Annotated in this window: 13 protein-coding genes; 6 read left to right on the top strand and 7 right to left on the bottom strand. The window is 64.1% G+C overall.

Going from position 1 to position 17524, the window contains the following annotated elements:
* From ABNP31_RS05290 to ABNP31_RS05275, 4 genes are read right to left on the bottom strand one after another with little or no spacing between them, the layout of a single operon-like run.
* Entirely contained in the window at positions 1–1449 is a 1449-nt protein-coding gene (locus ABNP31_RS05290; RefSeq protein WP_350013402.1) for a GspE/PulE family protein, read from the bottom strand.
* Positions 1449–3212, bottom strand: coding sequence for a type II secretion system secretin GspD (gene gspD, locus ABNP31_RS05285; protein ID WP_178080713.1), 1764 nt, complete (start codon positions 3210–3212; stop codon positions 1449–1451). Before gspD ends, ABNP31_RS05290 begins: the two co-directional genes overlap by 1 nt.
* 3 nt (positions 3213–3215) lie before the next feature.
* On the bottom strand, positions 3216–3641 hold the full coding sequence (locus tag ABNP31_RS05280; protein WP_176240886.1) for a pilus assembly protein PilZ: 426 nt from the start codon (positions 3639–3641) through the stop codon (positions 3216–3218).
* Entirely contained in the window at positions 3638–5278 is a 1641-nt protein-coding gene (locus tag ABNP31_RS05275) for a lipoprotein UxpA (protein WP_350013067.1), read from the bottom strand. Before ABNP31_RS05275 ends, ABNP31_RS05280 begins: the two co-directional genes overlap by 4 nt.
* Before the next feature lie 223 nt (positions 5279–5501).
* On the opposite strand from ABNP31_RS05275, the gene ABNP31_RS05270 reads away from it, so the two are divergent.
* Positions 5502–7562 (top strand): PhoX family protein, encoded by a 2061-nt coding sequence (locus tag ABNP31_RS05270; RefSeq protein ID WP_350013066.1) that lies wholly within the window; start codon positions 5502–5504, stop codon positions 7560–7562.
* Positions 7563–7820: 258 nt separating this feature from the next.
* Positions 7821–8720: an RHS repeat-associated core domain-containing protein gene (locus tag ABNP31_RS05265; protein ID WP_350013065.1), complete on the top strand. Its 900-nt coding sequence runs from the start codon at positions 7821–7823 to the stop codon at positions 8718–8720.
* Between the two features lie 258 nt (positions 8721–8978).
* Here ABNP31_RS05265 and gspK read toward each other — a convergent pair whose 3' ends face one another.
* Entirely contained in the window at positions 8979–9944 is a 966-nt protein-coding gene (gene gspK / locus ABNP31_RS05260; RefSeq protein ID WP_350013064.1) for a type II secretion system minor pseudopilin GspK, read from the bottom strand.
* A 145-nt stretch (positions 9945–10089) separates the two neighbouring features.
* On the opposite strand from gspK, the gene tatA reads away from it, so the two are divergent.
* Genes tatA through tatC form a run of 3 tightly spaced genes read left to right on the top strand, consistent with a single transcriptional unit; the run spans position 10090 to position 11386 of the window.
* Entirely contained in the window at positions 10090–10323 is a 234-nt protein-coding gene (tatA, locus tag ABNP31_RS05255; RefSeq protein WP_015269117.1) for a twin-arginine translocase TatA/TatE family subunit, read from the top strand.
* Complete coding sequence (gene tatB / locus ABNP31_RS05250; RefSeq protein ID WP_085720740.1) at positions 10323–10628, top strand: Sec-independent protein translocase protein TatB; 306 nt, start codon at positions 10323–10325, stop codon at positions 10626–10628. The genes tatA and tatB overlap by 1 nt, the downstream gene beginning before the upstream one ends.
* A complete protein-coding gene (tatC, locus tag ABNP31_RS05245) occupies positions 10625–11386 on the top strand; it encodes a twin-arginine translocase subunit TatC (RefSeq protein ID WP_350013063.1) in 762 nt (253 codons plus the stop codon). Before tatB ends, tatC begins: the two co-directional genes overlap by 4 nt.
* 102 nt (positions 11387–11488) lie before the next feature.
* On the opposite strand, the gene ABNP31_RS05240 is transcribed toward tatC, so the two are convergent.
* Both ABNP31_RS05240 and purL read right to left on the bottom strand, forming a co-directional pair.
* Positions 11489–11800 carry a hypothetical protein gene (locus ABNP31_RS05240; protein ID WP_015269114.1) on the bottom strand — a complete coding sequence of 104 codons (312 nt, stop codon included), beginning with the start codon at positions 11798–11800 and terminating at the stop codon, positions 11489–11491.
* A gap of 3 nt (positions 11801–11803) precedes the next feature.
* Positions 11804–15703 carry a phosphoribosylformylglycinamidine synthase gene (gene purL, locus ABNP31_RS05235; protein ID WP_075043917.1) on the bottom strand — a complete coding sequence of 1300 codons (3900 nt, stop codon included), beginning with the start codon at positions 15701–15703 and terminating at the stop codon, positions 11804–11806.
* 357 nt (positions 15704–16060) lie between these two features.
* On the opposite strand from purL, the gene mltF reads away from it, so the two are divergent.
* Entirely contained in the window at positions 16061–17518 is a 1458-nt protein-coding gene (gene mltF / locus ABNP31_RS05230; protein ID WP_013971158.1) for a membrane-bound lytic murein transglycosylase MltF, read from the top strand.
* Positions 17519–17524: the final 6 nt, after the last annotated feature.

Below are 17524 nucleotides of genomic sequence, written 5' to 3'. Positions count from 1 at the left end.
TCAGCCCTGCACCACGCGCAGTACTTCGGCCAGGCTGGTCTCGCCACGGGCCAGGCAGTCGCTGGCCATCGCCACCAGGCTCTGCCGGCGCTCGGCCAGGTAGGTCTGCATGGCCAGTTCACTGGCGCCGTCGTACAACAGGCCGATCAGCCCGGCATCCAGCTCGATGAATTCATACAGGCCCAGGCGCCCGACATACCCGCTGCCCTGGCATTGCTCGCAGCCCACCGCGTGGTAGCTGCTGCCCAGCGCCGCCAGCTCGGGCCACAGGTCGCGTTCCGCCGGCTGCAGCGGGTGCGCGACGGCGCAACTGCACAAGCGCCGCACCAGGCGCTGGGCCAGTACGCCGCGCAGGCACGAGGCGATCAGGAACGGTTCGATGCCCATGTCGCGCAGGCGGGTCACCGCGCCCACCGCACTGTTGGTGTGCAGCGTGGACAACACCAGGTGGCCGGTGAGGCTGGCCTGCACGGCGATCTGCGCGGTCTCCTGGTCACGGATTTCGCCGAGCATGATCACGTCCGGGTCCTGGCGCAGGATGGCGCGCAGGCCGCTGGCAAAGGTCAGCCCGGCACGCGGGTTGATCGCAGTCTGGCCGATGCCGGCGATAGCGTATTCCACCGGGTCCTCGACAGTGAGGATGTTGCGGCTGCCGTCGTTGAGGCTGTTGAGGCTGGCATACAGGGTAGTGGTCTTGCCCGAACCGGTAGGCCCCGTGGACAGCACGATGCCGTTGGGCCGCGCCAGGCAACTGCGCAGGCCCTGCAACACCGCTGCCGGCATGCCCAGGTTGCCCAGCGCCAGCAGGCTGGCCTGCTTGTCGAGCACGCGCATCACCACCCGTTCGCCGTGGATGCCGGGCAGCGTCGAGACCCGCACATCCACTTCGCGCCCCGCCGCACGCAGGGTGATACGGCCATCCTGGGGCTGGCGCTTTTCGGCGATGTCCAGACGGGCCATGACCTTGATCCGCGACACCAGCATGGCCGACAGCGCACGCGGTGGGCGCAACACTTCGCGCAGGTGGCCATCGACCCGCAGGCGCACCACCAGGCTCTGCTCGAAGGTTTCTATATGAATGTCCGAAGCGCGCAGGCGCAGGGCCTGGCCGAACAGGCCGTTGATCAGGCGGATCACCGGGGCTTCGTCGTCGCTTTCCAGCAGGTCCTCGATGCGCGGCATTTCGCTCATCAGGCTGTCCAGGTCGACCTGGTCGCCGATGCCTTCGATCAGCGCCTCGGTGGCAGCATCGCCGGCCTGGTACAGCTGGCCGAGGCGTTCGTCGAACAGTGCAGGCTCCAGGTATTCGAGCAGGCTGGGCTGGCCGTGCACACGCAGCAGCTCCTGCAATTGGGCGCTGTCGGCGTCGTGCCGCAACCATAGCTGCCAGCCCTGCTCCGCAGGGGCCATGGCCACCCCGCTCTGCCGTGCCTGGCGATAAGGCAGCATCACCAGTCACCGCCTTCCAGCCGTGCACGGCTGGAGGGGAACACCTGCAGCAACGGCGTAGCGTTTTGCGCATCCGCAAGGTCGGGCAACTGCAGCGGCGTGGTCTGCTGCAAGGTGCGGTACTTGTCTTCGCTGAGCCCGGCCAGGCTCGGCCCGTCACGCAGGATGCGCGGGCGGATGAACACCATCAGGTTCTGCTTGGTGTTCTTGGTGGCGTCGGAGCGGAACAGCCGGCCCAGGTATGGGATATCGCCAAGCAGCGGCACACGCTGGTCGCTGGTGCTCAGTTCGTCGCTGATCAGGCCGCCGAGGATCACCAGGCCGTTGTCCTCGACCATGACCTTGGTCTTGATCTCGCGCTTGTTGGTGATCACGTCGCTGGCAGCCGTAGTGTCGGCAATCGACGACACTTCCTGGACGATGTCCAGGCGCACGCTGTTGTCGACGTTGATCTGCGGCTTGATGCGCAGCTTCACCCCAACTTCCTTGCGCTCGATGGTCTGGTACGGGTTGGCGTTGTTCTGCGTCACCGATCCAGTGACGAAGGGCACCTCCTGGCCGACCAGGATCGACGCCTCGGCGTTGTCCAGGGTCAGCAGGGTGGGCGTGGACAGCAGGTTGAAGCCGCTCTTGCCCTTCAGCGCGTTGACCAGCATGGCGAAGTTGAAGCCGCCGCCGAAATGGCCGATACCCGCCATGGCGCCGGTGGTGCTGGACAGCAGGTCGCCAAGGGCCTCGTTGTCGCCACTGGCAGCGGCCCCGGCGATGCTGGCGATGTTTACCCCGTTGCTGCCGAAATTGACGATGCCGGCACCGAACTTCTCGTCAGCGAACAGCCACTGCACGCCCAGTTCCTGGGCGCTGCTGTCGGATACCTCGGCGATGATCGCTTCCACCACTACCTGGGCACGGCGGATGTCCAGCTGCTCGACGATGGCGCGGTAGGCGGCCAGCTCGCTGTCGGGGCCGACCATGACCACGGCGTTGGTGCCTTCTTCGTATTCCAGGCGGATGCCCGAGCCTCCGGCGACAGGCACTACGGGCCTGTCCTTGCCCTCTGCTTCGCCCGCACCTTCAGAGGGCGCCATGCCTTCCTGGCTGAGCCCACGCAACACCTTGACCACTTCGCCAGCATTGGCATGGCGCAGGTAGATGACCTGGGTACTGCCGCTGCCTGGTGCGTCCTGGGGGCGGTCAAGCTGGCGCAGCAAGCTGGCGATACGTTCCAGGTTGCTGCGCCAGTCGGTAACTACCAACTGGTGCGCCGCCGGATAAGGTGTGATCACACCGACCCGTGGGTCGATCAGGGGTTTGAGAATGCCCAGCACCTGCTCGCTGGCGGCGTTGCGCACATTGAATACCCGCGTGGCCACGCTGTCGCTGCCTTCCCCCTGCTGCCCTCCCGCCTCCACCGGCACAGGCTCCAGGCGAGCGGCCTGGTCGGGAACGATCTTCACGCTGCCGTTGGGCAGGTCGACAGTGGCGTAGCCCTGGGCACGCAGCTGGGCCAGGAAGATGTCGTAGATGGCATCGGCGTCGTGCAGGTCGACGGTGCGCACGGTGACCTTGCCCTTGACGCGGGGGTCGACGATGAAGGTGGTGCCGGTGATGCGCGACACGCTGTCGATGAACTCGCCCAGTTCGGTGTCGACGAAGTTCACCTCGTACATGGGCGTGCCGTTGTCGTCGAACACCGGCTCTTCAGCACAGGCCATGGACAGGGCCAGGCTCAGCGCGGCCGCCACGCAATATCTAACAGGCATCGTTCATCCTTGCCGCTTGAAGCCGGTCACGGCGGGGCGTGGCGGCCAGGGCAGGCGTTCACGCCGCCCCTGGTTGTTGAAAATCAGGCCATCGCTGTCGATGTCCTGCAGCACGATCCCTGGCGCCAGGCGCTGGCCGCGGGCCAAGGTGCGCACCTGCTCGCCATAGCGCAGCACCACCACGCTGGAGGCCAGCGGCTGGGCCTTGAGGCCACCCAGGTATTGCAATGGCAGGCGGGTGATGGCAATGGCACCGTCGTCGACGGGTACCTGCCAATGGCCGACCATCAAGCCAGGCAGCGGCTTGTCGGGCGCGGCGGGCGCAGTGGCCGGTTGCGGCTGGCGGCCCAGTTGCAGCACGCACTGGGCGGCCAGCCAGCCGGCCAGGGTCAGGCCAGCGCCAGTCAGCAGGCGCGAGGCGAGCATCACGAGGCCAGTTGCCTTGGGTGCCAGCCCGGGTGCCCCTGCACGTAGCGCACTTCGGGCAGTTGCAGCGGCGCCAGTTGCCAGTCGCTCGCCTGGCGGGCGAGCCAGGCTTCGACCCGTTGCCACAGCGGCTCGCCGGCCTGGGTTTCGAATTGCAGGCCAAAGGTGCGGCACAGGCCCTGCACCGGTTCCAGGCCACTGATGCGCTTGCCTTGCGGGCTGTAGCTGACACGCCAGGCCTGGCCCTGCCAGCGCGGCAGGTCCTGGCTGTTGTCCAGCAGCAGCGGGTCGCCGAACAGTTGCTCCGCGGCGTTTTCCAACACTTGCTCGACCTGCCGGGCCGGCGCTTCGACCACCGGTGCCGGGTAGCCACCGGTGAGGCTGATCAGGTGTTCGCGGGTAATGGCCGCCCCGGCGGGCAGCGGGTAGTCGTAACGCAGGCCCGGCAGCAACACCGGCATTCTGCTGTCGTCGGCCAGGGCCTGATGCAGCAGGCGGTCCCAGCTGCCGCCTCGGGTATCGCGGCGCCACAGCGCCTGGGGCGCGCGGGCCAGCGGTTGATCGAGCCAGGCCGCGTGGCCGGCGCGCTGCTGGCGCAATTCTGCCTGCAATGCCCCGACTCGCTGTTGCGCGGCCGGTGCCAGGTGTTGCTCAAAGGCCGGGAAGAAACGCCCGTCGAACTGCCACAGCCCGGCCACGCGCTGGCAGCGCAGGCGGAAGGCGCCGCTGCCCCGGCAACCGGCGAACAGCACCGGCACGCGGCGGCCGCTGGCCTGGCTCACCTCGACCGGCGCCGGCCACAGGTCCTGGCCGCGGGCGCACAGCAGCACGTCGATCTGCGACACCCGCTCGGCCAGCCACAGACCCGGCCCGGTACCGACATCGGCCATGGCCACCACCAGGTCGGCCTCGCGCCGGGCTTGTTCGAACACCGGCTGCAATGACTGGTACCACTGTTTAAGGGAGGCTTTCTGGTCCTGGGCGTAGGGGTCGGTCACGCCGACCACGGCAATACGTGCACCGCCACGTTCAAAGACGTGCAAGGCTTCCAGGCCCAAAGCCCGGCGTTGTGTGTCTGCCAGCCCGGCGCCCAGGCTAACGGTGCCAGCCTGGCGATACAGCGCCGGGCTGCGCTGTGGCCACAGCACGCGCTCGTCGCTGCTGACCCGCGCTTCGCTGCCCAGCAGCTGGCTGCCCTGCAGGCCGCTTTCGCCCTGGGTCAGGTAGGCCAGGCCACTGCCATTCCAGCCCTGGCCGTTTTCCAGGGTCAGGCTGTTGCCCGCCCCAGCCTCGCCGCGCAGTTGCTCGAGCAACGCCGCCAGCACCGCATAGCCGCCCAGCTGGGCAGATGCAGCCTGGCTGGCATCGAGCAATGGCGCCAGTTGCGGGTAGGCGATGCTGGCACTGCTGCCGGTCATCCATGGTGCGCGGCCCAGGTGGCTGACCGGCCCCAGGCGGGTGGCCGGCACCACGGCCTGGCCAGGCTGGCGGGCATCGAGGGTGTCGGCCACGTACAGCAGGTCGAAGCTGGCATTACCGCCCTGCTGGCCGGGAAAGGCGGAGCAGGCGCCGAGCAACGGTGCCAAGGCACCGATACCCATCCAGCTGATCACTTCGCGCCTGTGCACACTGCTTGCCATCGAACCCGCCATCCTTATCCATGTTCATTCAGGGCCCCGGATGTTGCGGCGTTGGCATTACAGTTTGATGGCAGAAATCCGACAGCCATTCCAAATTGATCTGTAGAGCACGCTTCTAAGAGCGAGTTGTTTTAAAACCCCTTTAACATTTCTGCCAATGAATCATCATATTTGCGCACTAAAGTCGCGGTTCCTCCAACTCAGCCAACATAAGGACACCCTGATGAGTCGAGATACCGGCGACAACCTGGACCGGAACCAAAGCGGCAACCTGCCGATGGCCAGCGTTATGGACGCCTACCTGAGCCGCCGCAGCGTGATGCGTGGCAGCCTGGGCGCCGCCATCGCCATGATTGCCGGTACCGGCCTGACAGGCTGCTTCGACGGTGGTGGTTCCGATCACGATGATCCGGTCACCGAGCCACCCGTGACTGAGCCGGAAGTGCCGAAACTGGCACTGGGCTTCCAGTCCATTCCGGGCTCGCGCACCGACGCCTGCGTGGTAGCCGCCGGTTACAGCGCCTATGTGCTGGCGCCCTGGGGCACGCCGATCAACAGCAACGGCAACCCGTGGAAATCCGAGGGCAGCAACACCTCGACCGACCAGGCCAACGCCATGGGCATGCACCATGACGGCATGCACTTCTTCCCCATCAACGGCAGCTCCGAAGACGGCCTGCTGGCGATCAACTTCGAGTACATCGACACCGCCGCCCTGCACCCGGCCGGCCCGACCACCGATGTGAACGGCAAGCGCCCGGTCGAGGAAGTGCGCAAGGAAATCAACGCCCATGGTGCCGGCGTGGTGCGCCTGCAGAAAATCGGCGGCCGCTGGCAGGTGGTCGACAACGACCCGCTCAACCGCCGTTTCACTACCGCCTCGCGCATGGAAATAACCGGCCCCCTGCGCGGCACTGATCACGTGAAGACCAAGTATTCGCCGGACGGCACCCACTGCCGCGGCACCAACAACAACTGCGGCAACGGCTACACCCCCTGGGGTACCTACTTGACCTGTGAAGAGAACTGGCCAGGCATCTTCGTCAACAAAGGTACCCGCCCTGAAGACCAGCGCCGCATTGGCGTGGGCACCTCCAGCGGCCAGTACAAGTGGGAAACCGCAGCCGGTGACAGCAGCGAAGTGGCCGACGAATTCGCTCGTTTCGACGTCACCGTCAAAGGCGCCAGCGCCACCGACGACTACCGCAACGAAGCCAGCACCTACGGCTACATCGTCGAGATCGATCCGTACAACAGCGCCACACTGGCCACCAAGCGCACCGCGCTGGGCCGTTTCCGCCACGAAGGTTGCTGCCCGGGCCTGGCGGTCACGGGCAAACCGCTGGTGTGGTACATGGGCGACGATTCGAACAACGAGTACCTGTACAAGTGGGTGTCCACCGCTGTGTGGGACGCCGCCGACGCCAACCCCGCCGACCGCCTGGCCACCGGCACCAAGTACCTCGACCAGGGCAAGCTGTACGTGGCCCGCTTCAATGCCGACGGCACTGGCGTTTGGCTGCTGCTGGACGTGGGCACTGCGACCACTGGCGGCAGCACCTTGGGTGCGCTGTATGGCGACCTGCCGGGCATCATCCTCAACACCCGTGGTGCTGGCGATGCGGTGGGCGCAACGCCGATGGACCGCCCGGAATGGACCACGGTCAACCCGCTGAACGGCGACGTGTACCTGACCCTGACCAACAACAGCGCGCGCACCCCGGAGAAGGTCGATGCAGCCAACCCGCGCGGCCCGAACCGTCACGGCCACATCATCCGCTGGCACGACAGCGACGACCAGCTGAGCTTCACCTGGGACATCTTCGTGTTCGGCGCCAACGCTGCCGGTACGGCCGACATCAACCGCTCCGGCCTGACCGAACTGAACCAGTTCGCCAGCCCGGACGGCATGAGTTTCGATAGCCGTGGCGTGTTGTGGTTCGAGACCGACAACGGCGAGAGCACCGTGACCGACTACACCAACGACCAGCTGCTGGCAGTGATCCCCACCAATCTGGTGGATGCCAGTGGCAAGCAGGTGCCGGTGAACGCGCAGAACCAGGTGGACCTGCGCCGCTTCTTCGTCGGGCCGAATGGCTGCGAGGTGACCGGCATTACCTTTACCCCGGACAACAAGACGCTGTTCGTCAACATCCAGCACCCGGAGAACTGGCCGTATACCGACAAGGCCACCGATGCCACCCCGGCAGGTGCCACGGTAAGGCCGCGGGCTGCGACGGTGGTGATCCAGCGTATCGATGGCGGGGAGATCGGCACCGCCTGATTGATCTGCGCACGGGGGCCGCTTTTGCGGCCCTATCGCGACACAAGGCCGCTCCTACAAGGGATCGCATTCCCCTGTAGGAGCGGCCTTGTGTCGCGATGGGCTGCAAAGCAGCCCCGGAAAAATCATCCGTTACATTTCTACTCGGGACCGCATGCCCAGTAGCAGTGTATTCAAACCACCTGATAAATCTGCCAGTAGACATCCGCAAGCTTGTGAAAAATACTTTTACCACTTGTAACCCTTTGGAACACACACATGCGTTCAGCAACGCCCCAATCAAAACAGAAAAAATTCTTTTTCCAAGATAACCAATTGACTTGTGAAGCAAGTGACAGCCCACGTCGCCTATTGTGGGCCAATGGCATTACACTAGCGGAACTAGACACCTCGAAAAAAGCCAGCCAAATTCTGCAATCCGACAATGCAAACACTGCTTTGCGCAGTATTCCAGAAGGTTTGCCACAAAACTATTCGCCCTATGGATTTCTCCAAACAACTCCATTAGCACATCTTGTCGCATTCAGCGGGCAGCGACTCGATACAATGCTGCAATGTTATGCACTTGGCAATGGACGCCGATTCTATAGTCCCAGATCAAGACGATTTCTCCAGAGTGATAATCAATCTCCGTTCCGTAAAGGTGGACCTAATGGATACAGCTATTGCCAGAACGACCCCATCAATCGGCATGACCCAAATGGACAATGGTGGCAATGGTTGAAGCGGGGAGTAAATTGGCTGGCCGGTAAGCTTCCAACATATTCTGTAGATAGACCACAGTTACGCACCGGAAACCAAACCTTACAAAGCCCCAACGTTAATATAAGAATTCATACCACTGAACAAGCACCATCACCGGATTCATTTCACGTTTCACTAAATATCCGTGACATCGAGTTTGCCGCGAGAATAGGAAACAGAGTCATTAATAGTGCCACAGTACTAGAACCATTGTCTAATGCGGCCGTCAGACAGTTAAACCATGCAGCCGCTGGACTTGCAGTGGCCTATACTACCGACCGTGTAACGAATAGTATTTTTGGCGAACCCAATACGGCTCTCGCTGTAACCGCCGAGCTCGGAACTCTAGCTTATCTCGATAGACGCCTAATCAGTGATACTGCATCAGCCATTCGAAATGTATATTTCCGATAGCACCATAATGCTTCAACCGCCATTGAATTAGCTTTTGCAATCCAAGGGTGCTGTCGAGCAAATTGGAGCAGCGCCGTGGTCTTGTGACGCGCCTCTTCCAAGGATGTATTGCTCAGCGAAAAATAGTTCCGCGACATGGGCCACGGAAAGGCTTCAGGCTGTGACTGTGGTGATCCAGCGTACTGATGGCGGCGAGATTGGGACTGTCTGACCGTTCTGGGCATAGGGGCCGCAAAGCAGCCCCGGCAATCTCAAGCCCTACCACACCATCGGCTCGCGGCTGCGCACCCGCACCTGCTGCGCCGGTACCCGGGCATGCCATTGCACCACCCCCAGCGCCTCCACCTGGAACTCACTGCGTATCACCCGCCCCTCCTCCGCGAACGACAGCTGCAACAGGAAATACCCGCTGTTCAGCAGCAGCCCTTCGCTCAAGCGCTCGAAGGTTTCGTCATCCACCGCCCCCAGGGCCTGGCGTAGCGCAGTTGCATCCACATACCCCGACGCCGGCCGGCCGCTGATGATGCGGCTGAGCAACGAGCGTGGATAACGCCCTTCATACAGCGCCTCCAGCAACGGCAGATGCTCCAGCCCCAGGGCATTGGCATTCAGCCGCCAGCCGGTGGTCTGCGGCAAGGCGCACAGCATCGGGTAACGGCCCTGGCGGCTGGCGTCCGGCTCCAGTAGCAGATTCAGCTCGCTGGTATCGAGCATCGGCTGGTTGGCAGCCAGGCGTGGTGGTTGCTGGCGCAGGTACTGGGCGCTCTCGGCGCCCTGCAGACGGGCATCGCTGTCGGCATCCAGCCAGTCGGCCAGGGCATCGACCAGGCGCTCGGCAGCCATGTCGTCGCCCAGCAGGTAGCGCAACTGGCGCGCAGCACGCTCGCCGTCAGCACCGAGCAACGCATTGACGTTGAAACAGGTGTGCTGGTCGCGCACCCGCAACTGCGCCTGGCCGGCGCCAAAATCGTAGTTCAACGGCTGCCCGCGCAAGGCCTGCCAGAACAGCGGGCTAAGCCGCCAGCTGGGGGCACGCAGGGCCTGCTCGGCATAGGCCAGGCCGGCCTGCTCCATCGCGCGCGCCTGCACCCGCTGGTGCAACAGACGCACATCATCGACCTGGCGTCGGCCATCTTCCACCAGCCAGGCCATGCCCGCCGCCAGCATCGCCAGCACAACCATCACCATCAGCAGGGCCGCGCCCTGCTGTTGCCTGCCACCCATCCTTGCCTGCCCCTGTCGCCGAATAAAGACGCCAGTCAACACGCCCGGTGTTGCAGGTAGATGGCAGTGACCGTTCGTCATGTGTACGTCATCTGCGCGAGGCAGGATTGTCTTTCCTTTTCATGACCTTACAGGAGTGGTCGCAATGGGTGGCATTGGAATCTGGCAACTGGTGATCGTACTGCTGATCGTATTCCTGCTGTTTGGTACCAAGCGCCTCAAGGGCCTGGGCAGCGATATGGGCGAGGCGATCCAGGGTTTTCGCAAGTCCATGGGCGGTGACACTGACGCCACTCCCCCAGCGCAAACGCAGGTGCAGCAACAGTGCCCGTTGACCGGTCAGGGTACGCAGCAACCGCAAGCGGACCGTCAGCCCTGATGTTCGAGGTAGGCTTCAGCGAGTTGCTGCTGGTCGGCATCGTCGCGCTATTGGTTTTAGGCCCGGAGCGCCTGCCGGTGGCTGCACGCACCCTCGGGCGCGGCCTGGGCCAGGCGCGCAGGGCCATGCACACCTTGCGCAGGCAGGTGGAGCGGGAGATCGAACTGCCCGCTGTCGAGCTACCCACTCTCGACAGTGCGCCTTTGCAGCGCCTGGAACAGGAGATCCGCCAAGGCATCAGCCTGAAAGCGGAGCCGGCCAATGATGCGGCCACGGTCGCTCCCCCCAAGGAAAACCTTTCATGAGCATTGCCATGGACCCGGCGGCGAGCATGCCGCTGACCGAACACCTGCGCGACCTGCGCAAACGCCTGATGCGTTGCCTGGCGCTGGTGGCGCTGGTGTTCGCCGGCCTGTTCCCCTTCGCCCAGGCGCTGTACACGCTGATTTCCGAGCCGTTGCGGCGCTTCTTGCCGGAAGGCGCGAGCATGATCGCCACCAGCGTCACTTCGCCGTTCCTGACGCCGTTCAAGCTGACTGCGATGTGCGCAGTGTTTATCGCCATGCCACTACTGCTGCACCAGGCCTGGGGCTTTCTGGCGCCGGGGCTGTACCGCCGTGAACGGCGCATTGCCCTGCCGTTGCTGGTATCGAGCATCGTGCTGTTCTACGCCGGCATGGCCTTCGCCTTCTTCCTGGTGTTCCCGATGATGTTCGGCTTCTTTGCCAGCGTGACACCGGAGGGGGTGGCGATGATGACTGATATCAGCCAGTACCTGGACTTCATCCTTGCGCTGTTTCTGGCGTTCGGGCTGGCGTTCGAGATCCCGGTGGCGACGTTTATCGTGGTCTGGGTGGGGTTGGCCGATGTAGCTGCATTGCGGCGCAGCAGGCCCTACGTGATCGTCGGCTGCTTTGTGGTGGGGATGATCCTGACGCCGCCGGATGTGTTTTCACAGACGATGCTGGCGGTGCCGATGTGGGTGCTGTTCGAGGTGGGGTTGCTGGCTTGTGGGTGGTTGAAGCGGACTGGGCAGGGCAAGGAGATTGTGGCTGGATTGTAGGGCCCTATCGCCGGCAAACCAGCTCCCACAGAGATATCACAGGTTCTGATGACTGCGATATTCCTGTGGGAACTGGCTTGCCGGCGATGGCCTTGATGCGGTCTAGAACTCGGCGAGCCGCCAGACTTCGTAGGCTGGCGTCTCGTACGGGTGGCTCTGCTTGAGTGCAGCGACGACCTGGGCAATCAGGTCGTCAGCCACCACCAGCTCCACCTTCCACTCTTCCACCACCTCGACCTGGCCGGTTTGCCCGAGGAACGGCTGGCTGCCGTCCAGCGGGCGGAACTGGCCCTGGCCCAGCGTCTGCCAGGCGCAGTGGTCATAGTCACCGATGCGCCCGCCACCAGCGGCGAACACAGCGGCCTTGACCACTTCGACGTGGCTGGCGGGGACGAAGAAGGCGAGCTTGTACACGCCTTAGTTCACCCACACCCGTGCGTTACGGAACATACGCATCAGCGCGGCATCTTCCTGCCACTCATCCGGGCGCCAGGAGTTCTGCACGGCACGGAACACACGCTCCGGGTGCGGCATCATGATGGTCACGCGGCCGTCGCGGCTGGTGAGGCCGGTGATACCACGCGGCGAGCCGTTCGGGTTGGCCGGGTAGGCTTCGGTGACCTTGCCATGGTTGTCAACGTAGCGCAGGGCCACGCAACCGGACAGGTCGGCTGCCAGTAGTGCTTCTTCGCTGGCGAACTCCGCATGGCCTTCACCGTGGGCGATGGCGATCGGCATGCGCGAACCGGCCATACCCTGCAGGAAGATCGAGTTGGACTTCTGCACCTCGACCATGGCCACGCGTGCCTCGAACTGCTCCGAGCGGTTGCGCACGAAGTGCGGCCAGTGCTCGGTGCCCGGGATCAGTTCGTGCAGGTTGGACATCATCTGGCAACCGTTGCACACGCCCAGGGCGAAGCTGTCGGTGCGCTCGAAGAAGGCCTGGAAGGCGTCACGGGCGCGGCTGTTGAACAGCGCCGACTTGGCCCAGCCTTCACCGGCACCCAGCACGTCACCGTAGGAGAAGCCACCGCAGGCGACCAGGCCCTTGAAGGCTTCGAAGTCGACACGGCCGGCGAGGATGTCGCTCATGTGCACGTCGATGGCGGCGAAGCCGGCGCGGTCGAAGGCGGCTGCCATCTCGACCTGGCCGTTGACGCCCTGCTCGCGCAGGATGGCCACTTGCGGGCGCACGCCCTTCTTGATGTACGGCGCGGCGATGTCGTCGTTGACGTCGAAGCCCAGCTTGACCGACAGGCCCGGGTTGTCTTCCTCGAGCAGCAGGTCGAATTCCTGGTCGGCGCAGTCGGCGTTATCACGCAGGCGCTGGATCTGGTAGCTGGTCTCGGCCCACTGGCGCTGCAGCATGCGGCGGTCGTCGTCGAACAGCACTTCGCCGTTCAGGCTGATGGACACTTCACCGTTGTTGACCGGCTTGCCGATCACCGCGACACAGCCTTCACCCAGGCCGGCAGCGCTGAACTGAGCCAGTACGTCCGGGGTGGCATCCTGGCGAACCTGGATGACCGCGCCCAGTTCTTCGTTGAAGAGGATGGCCGGCACGTCGCCTTTGCTGTCGGTCAGCGGGTCGAGGTGCAGGTCGAGGCCGCAGTGGCCGGCGAAGGCCATTTCCAGCACGGTGGTGACCAGGCCGCCGTCGGAACGGTCATGGTAGGCCAGCAGGTGACCATCTTCGTTCAGGCCCTGGATCACGGCGAAGAACGCCTTCAGGTCTTCGGCGTCGTCGACGTCCGGTGCCTGGGCAGCGATCTTGCCGTAGGTCTGTGCCAGGATCGAAGCGCCCATGCGGTTCTTGCCGCGGCCCAGGTCGATCAGGATCAGGTCGGTCTCGCCCTTGTCCATGCGCAGTTGCGGGGTCAGGGTCTTGCGGATGTCGGTGACCGGGGCGAAGCCGGTGATGATCAGCGACATTGGCGAGGTAACGCTCTTCTCTACGCCCTCGTCGCTCCACTTGGTCTTCATCGACATCGAGTCTTTGCCGACCGGAATGGTAATGCCCAGCTCCGGGCACAGCTCCATGCCGACAGCCTTGACGGTGTCGTACAGGCGGGCGTCTTCACCTGGGTGGCCGGCGGCAGACATCCAGTTGGCCGACAGTTTGATGTCGGACAGCTTCTCGATGCGCGAGGCAGCCAGGTTGGTCAGTGTCTCGCCAATTGCCATGCGGCCGGACGCCGGGGCATCCAGCAGCGCCAGCGGGGTACGCTCGCCCATGGCCATGGCTTCACCGGTGTAGACGTCGAAGCTGGTGGCGGTGACGGCGCAGTCGGCCACCGGTACCTGCCACGGGCCGACCATCTGGTCACGAGCTACCAGGCCGGTGATGGTGCGGTCGCCGATGGTGATCAGGAAGCTCTTGCTGGCCACGGCCGGGTGGCTGAGGACGCGCTGAACGGCGTTGTCCAGGTCCAGCTTGCTCGGGTCGAAGTCATCGCCCAGCTCGGCTTCGCGGGTAACCGAACGGTGCATGCGTGGCGGCTTGCCCAGCAGTACGTCGAGCGGCATGTCTACCGGCGTGTTGCCGAAGTGGCTGTCGCTTACGGTCAGGTGTTGCTCTTCAGTCGCTTCACCCACTACGGCAAACGGGCAACGCTCACGCTCGCAGATTGCCTTGAAGCGCTCGAAGTCGACGGCGCTGACCGCCAGCACGTAACGCTCCTGCGATTCGTTGCTCCAGATTTCGTGCGGGGCCATGCCCGGCTCGTCGTTGGGCACGTTGCGCAGTTCGAAGCGGCCACCACGGCCACCGTCGTTGACCAGCTCAGGGAAGGCGTTGGAGATACCGCCGGCGCCAACGTCGTGGATGAAGGCGATCGGGTTGTTGTCGCCCAGCTGCCAGCAGCGGTCGATAACCTCTTGGCAACGGCGCTCCATTTCCGGGTTTTCGCGCTGTACCGAAGCGAAGTCCAGGTCAGCCGAGCTGGCACCGGTAGCCACCGACGAAGCGGCGCCGCCGCCCAGGCCGATCAGCATGGCCGGGCCACCGAGCACGATCAGCTTGGCGCCGACGGTGATCTCGCCCTTCTGCACGTGGTCTTCACGGATGTTGCCCATGCCACCGGCCAGCATGATCGGCTTGTGGTAGCCGCGCACTTCTTCACCGTGCGGGGTGTTGATGGCCTGCTCGAAGGTACGGAAGTAGCCGGTCAGCGCCGGGCGACCGAATTCGTTGTTGAACGCAGCGCCACCCAGTGGGCCTTCGATCATGATGTCGAGGGCGTCGACGATGCGCTCAGGCTTGCCGTAGGCCTGCTCCCACGGCTGTTCGAAGCCCGGGATACGCAGGTTGGACACGGTGAAGCCGGTCAGGCCAGCCTTGGGCTTGGCGCCACGGCCGGTCGCACCTTCGTCGCGGATTTCGCCGCCGGAGCCGGTGGAGGCGCCGGAGAACGGGGCGATGGCGGTCGGGTGGTTGTGCGTCTCGACCTTCATCAGGATGTGCACCGGCTCCTGCACCGCGCCGTACTGGCGGGTTTCAGGGTTCGGGAAGAAACGGCCGGCAACGTTGCCGACGATCACCGAGGCGTTGTCCTTGTACGCAGACAGCACACCTTCGTTGTGCATCTGGTAGGTGTTCTTGATCATGCCGAACAGGCTCTTTTCCTGAGCCTGGCCGTCGATGTCCCAACTGGCGTTGAAGATCTTGTGGCGGCAGTGCTCGGAGTTGGCCTGGGCGAACATCATCAGTTCGATGTCGTTCGGGTTGCGCTTGAGGCCCTGGAAGGCGTTGACCAGGTAGTCGATCTCGTCTTCGGCCAGGGCCAGGCCCAGGTCGATGTTGGCCTTGGCCAGGGCGTCACGGCCACCGGCGAGGATGTCCACCGAGGTCATCGGCTTGGGCTGGGCATGGCTGAACAGGTCAGCGGCCTGTTCCAGCTGGCCGAGCACGCGCTGAGTCATGCGGTCGTGCAGCTCGGCCGCGATCAGTTCGGCGTCGGCTTCGCTCAGGTTGCCGGCAACGTAGTAAGCGATACCGCGCTCCAGGCGCTGGATCGACTGCAGGCCGCAGTTGTGGGCGATGTCACTGGCCTTGCTGGCCCACGGCGAAATGGTGCCCAGGCGCGGCACGACCAGGAACAGGCGGCCGCTCGGCTCCTGTACCGGCACGCTCGGGCCGTACTTGAGCAGACGCCCCAGCACCTGCTGCTGGTCGGCGGTCAGCTCGCCGTCGACATCGGCGAAGTGGGCAAATTCGGCATACAAACCAGTAACAGCGGGGACTTTCTGGCTCAGTTGCTCGAGTAATTTACCGTGGCGAAAGGCAGAAAGGGCAGGAGCGCCGCGCAGGATCAACATCGTCGGGACAGCCTCAGGAAGGGGTGTGCTTAGAGGCCGTGCATTCTAGCCTAATTCGAAGGGTTTCGGCACCCGCTCTAAGCCACGCCTGCCGGGCGGCGGAACCGGACTTGCGGGTCAAAAAAATACACCTGCCTCGCTCGCCTTGTAGGAGCGGCCTTGTGTCGCGATGGGGCGCGCAGCGGCCCCAGGGATATCTGCGGCAGAGCTTAAAATCTGGGGGCCGCTGCGCGCCCCATCGCGACACAAGGCCGCTCCTACAAGGGGACTAGGCCGCCATTGCACATAAAGCGCTACCAGACAAGCTAACAGTTGTCGAGATATGGTTGGGCCAGTCCTTTGCGTATACTGCAACCTATGTTCGCCCACACTGCTTTGCGCCAGCGTTGCGCCAGATGGCTTTTCGCAACCGGACTCTTTCTGCTGCTCGGTGCCTGCGTTGAAAAACCCAGCACCCTCGAGCGCGTGAAGGAGGATGGCGTGCTGCGCGTGATCACCCGCAACAGCCCGGCCACCTACTTCCAGGACCGCAACGGCGAAACCGGCTTCGAGTACGAGCTGGTCCAGCATTTCGCCGAGGATCTCGGCGTAAAGCTGCAGATCGAGACCGCCGACAACCTCGACGAGCTGTACGACAGCCTCGGCAAGCCCTCCGGCCCGGTGCTGGCAGCGGCCGGCCTGGTCACCAGCGAACGGCGCAAGGCCCAGGTCAGGTACTCCCACCCTTACCTGGAAGTGACCCCACAGGTCATCTACCGCAACGGCCGCACGCGCCCCACCAACGCCAAGGGTCTGGTCGGCAAGAAGATCATGGTGCTCAAGGGCAGCAGCCACGCCGACCAGCTGGCCGAGCTGAAAAAGCAGTACCCGGGCCTGGAATACGAAGAATCCGACGCCGTCGAGGTGGTCGACCTGCTGCGCATGGTCGACGAAGGCCAGATCGACCTGACCCTGGTCGACTCCAACGAGCTGGCGATGAACCAGGTGTACTTCCCCAACGTGCGGGTTGCCTTCGACCTGGGCGACACCCGCGACCAGCGCTGGGCGGTGGCGGCCGGTGAAGACAACAGCCTGCTCAACGAGGTCAACGAGTTCCTCGACAAGGCACAGAAGAACGGCACCCTGCAACGCCTGAAGGACCGCTACTACGGCCATGTCGACGTACTGGGCTATGTGGGTGCCTACACCTTCGCCCAGCACCTGCAGCAGCGCTTGCCCAAGTACGAGAAACACTTCAAGAGCTACGCCAAGGTCGAGCAGGTGGACTGGCGCCTGCTGGCCGCCATCGGCTACCAGGAATCGATGTGGCAGCCCGAGGTCACCTCCAAGACCGGCGTGCGCGGCCTGATGATGCTGACCCAGCGCACCGCCCAGGCGATGGGCGTGTCCAACCGCCTGGACCCGAAGCAGAGCATCCAGGGCGGCGCCAAGTACTTCATGAAGATCAAGGAAGAGCTCGACGACAGCATCCAGGAACCGGACCGCACCTGGTTCGCCCTGGCCGCCTACAACGTCGGCACCGGCCACCTGGAAGACGCCCGCACCCTGGCCAAGCGCGAGAAGCTCAACCCGAACAAGTGGCTGGACGTGAAGAAGATGCTGCCGCGGCTTTCGCAGAAGCAGTGGTATCGGCAGACCAAATACGGTTATGCACGTGGCGGCGAGCCGGTGCATTTCGTGGCCAACATCCGTCGCTACTACGACATCCTCACCTGGGTGACCCAGCCGCAGCTCGAAGGCCAGGTGGCCGAGGGCAGCCTGCATGTGCCCGGGGTGAACAAGGACAAGCCGGCGGAGCAGTCGCCGCCGATGTAGGCCTGC

This window comes from Pseudomonas asiatica, assembly GCF_040214835.1.
Lineage (GTDB): Bacteria > Pseudomonadota > Gammaproteobacteria > Pseudomonadales > Pseudomonadaceae > Aquipseudomonas > Aquipseudomonas putida_Z.
Note: the sequence above shows the minus strand (reverse complement) of the source record. Positions and strands in the feature narration are given on the sequence as shown.

Excerpts from the sequence above, each read along its gene's own strand:
- tatC (WP_350013063.1), top strand. The coding sequence starts at position 10,625 with ATGAGCATTGCCATGGACCCGGCGGCGAGCATGCCGCTGACCGAACAC.
- gspK (WP_350013064.1), bottom strand. The coding sequence starts at position 9,944 with ATGGGTGGCAGGCAACAGCAGGGCGCGGCCCTGCTGATGGTGATGGTT.
- gspD (WP_178080713.1), bottom strand. The coding sequence starts at position 3,212 with ATGCCTGTTAGATATTGCGTGGCGGCCGCGCTGAGCCTGGCCCTGTCC.
- ABNP31_RS05275 (WP_350013067.1), bottom strand. The coding sequence starts at position 5,278 with ATGGCAAGCAGTGTGCACAGGCGCGAAGTGATCAGCTGGATGGGTATC.
- tatB (WP_085720740.1), top strand. The coding sequence starts at position 10,323 with ATGTTCGAGGTAGGCTTCAGCGAGTTGCTGCTGGTCGGCATCGTCGCG.
- mltF (WP_013971158.1), top strand. The coding sequence starts at position 16,061 with ATGTTCGCCCACACTGCTTTGCGCCAGCGTTGCGCCAGATGGCTTTTC.
- ABNP31_RS05265 (WP_350013065.1), top strand. The coding sequence starts at position 7,821 with ATGCGTTCAGCAACGCCCCAATCAAAACAGAAAAAATTCTTTTTCCAA.
- ABNP31_RS05270 (WP_350013066.1), top strand. The coding sequence starts at position 5,502 with ATGAGTCGAGATACCGGCGACAACCTGGACCGGAACCAAAGCGGCAAC.
- purL (WP_075043917.1), bottom strand. The coding sequence starts at position 15,703 with ATGTTGATCCTGCGCGGCGCTCCTGCCCTTTCTGCCTTTCGCCACGGT.
- ABNP31_RS05290 (WP_350013402.1), bottom strand. The coding sequence starts at position 1,449 with ATGCTGCCTTATCGCCAGGCACGGCAGAGCGGGGTGGCCATGGCCCCT.
- tatA (WP_015269117.1), top strand. The coding sequence starts at position 10,090 with ATGGGTGGCATTGGAATCTGGCAACTGGTGATCGTACTGCTGATCGTA.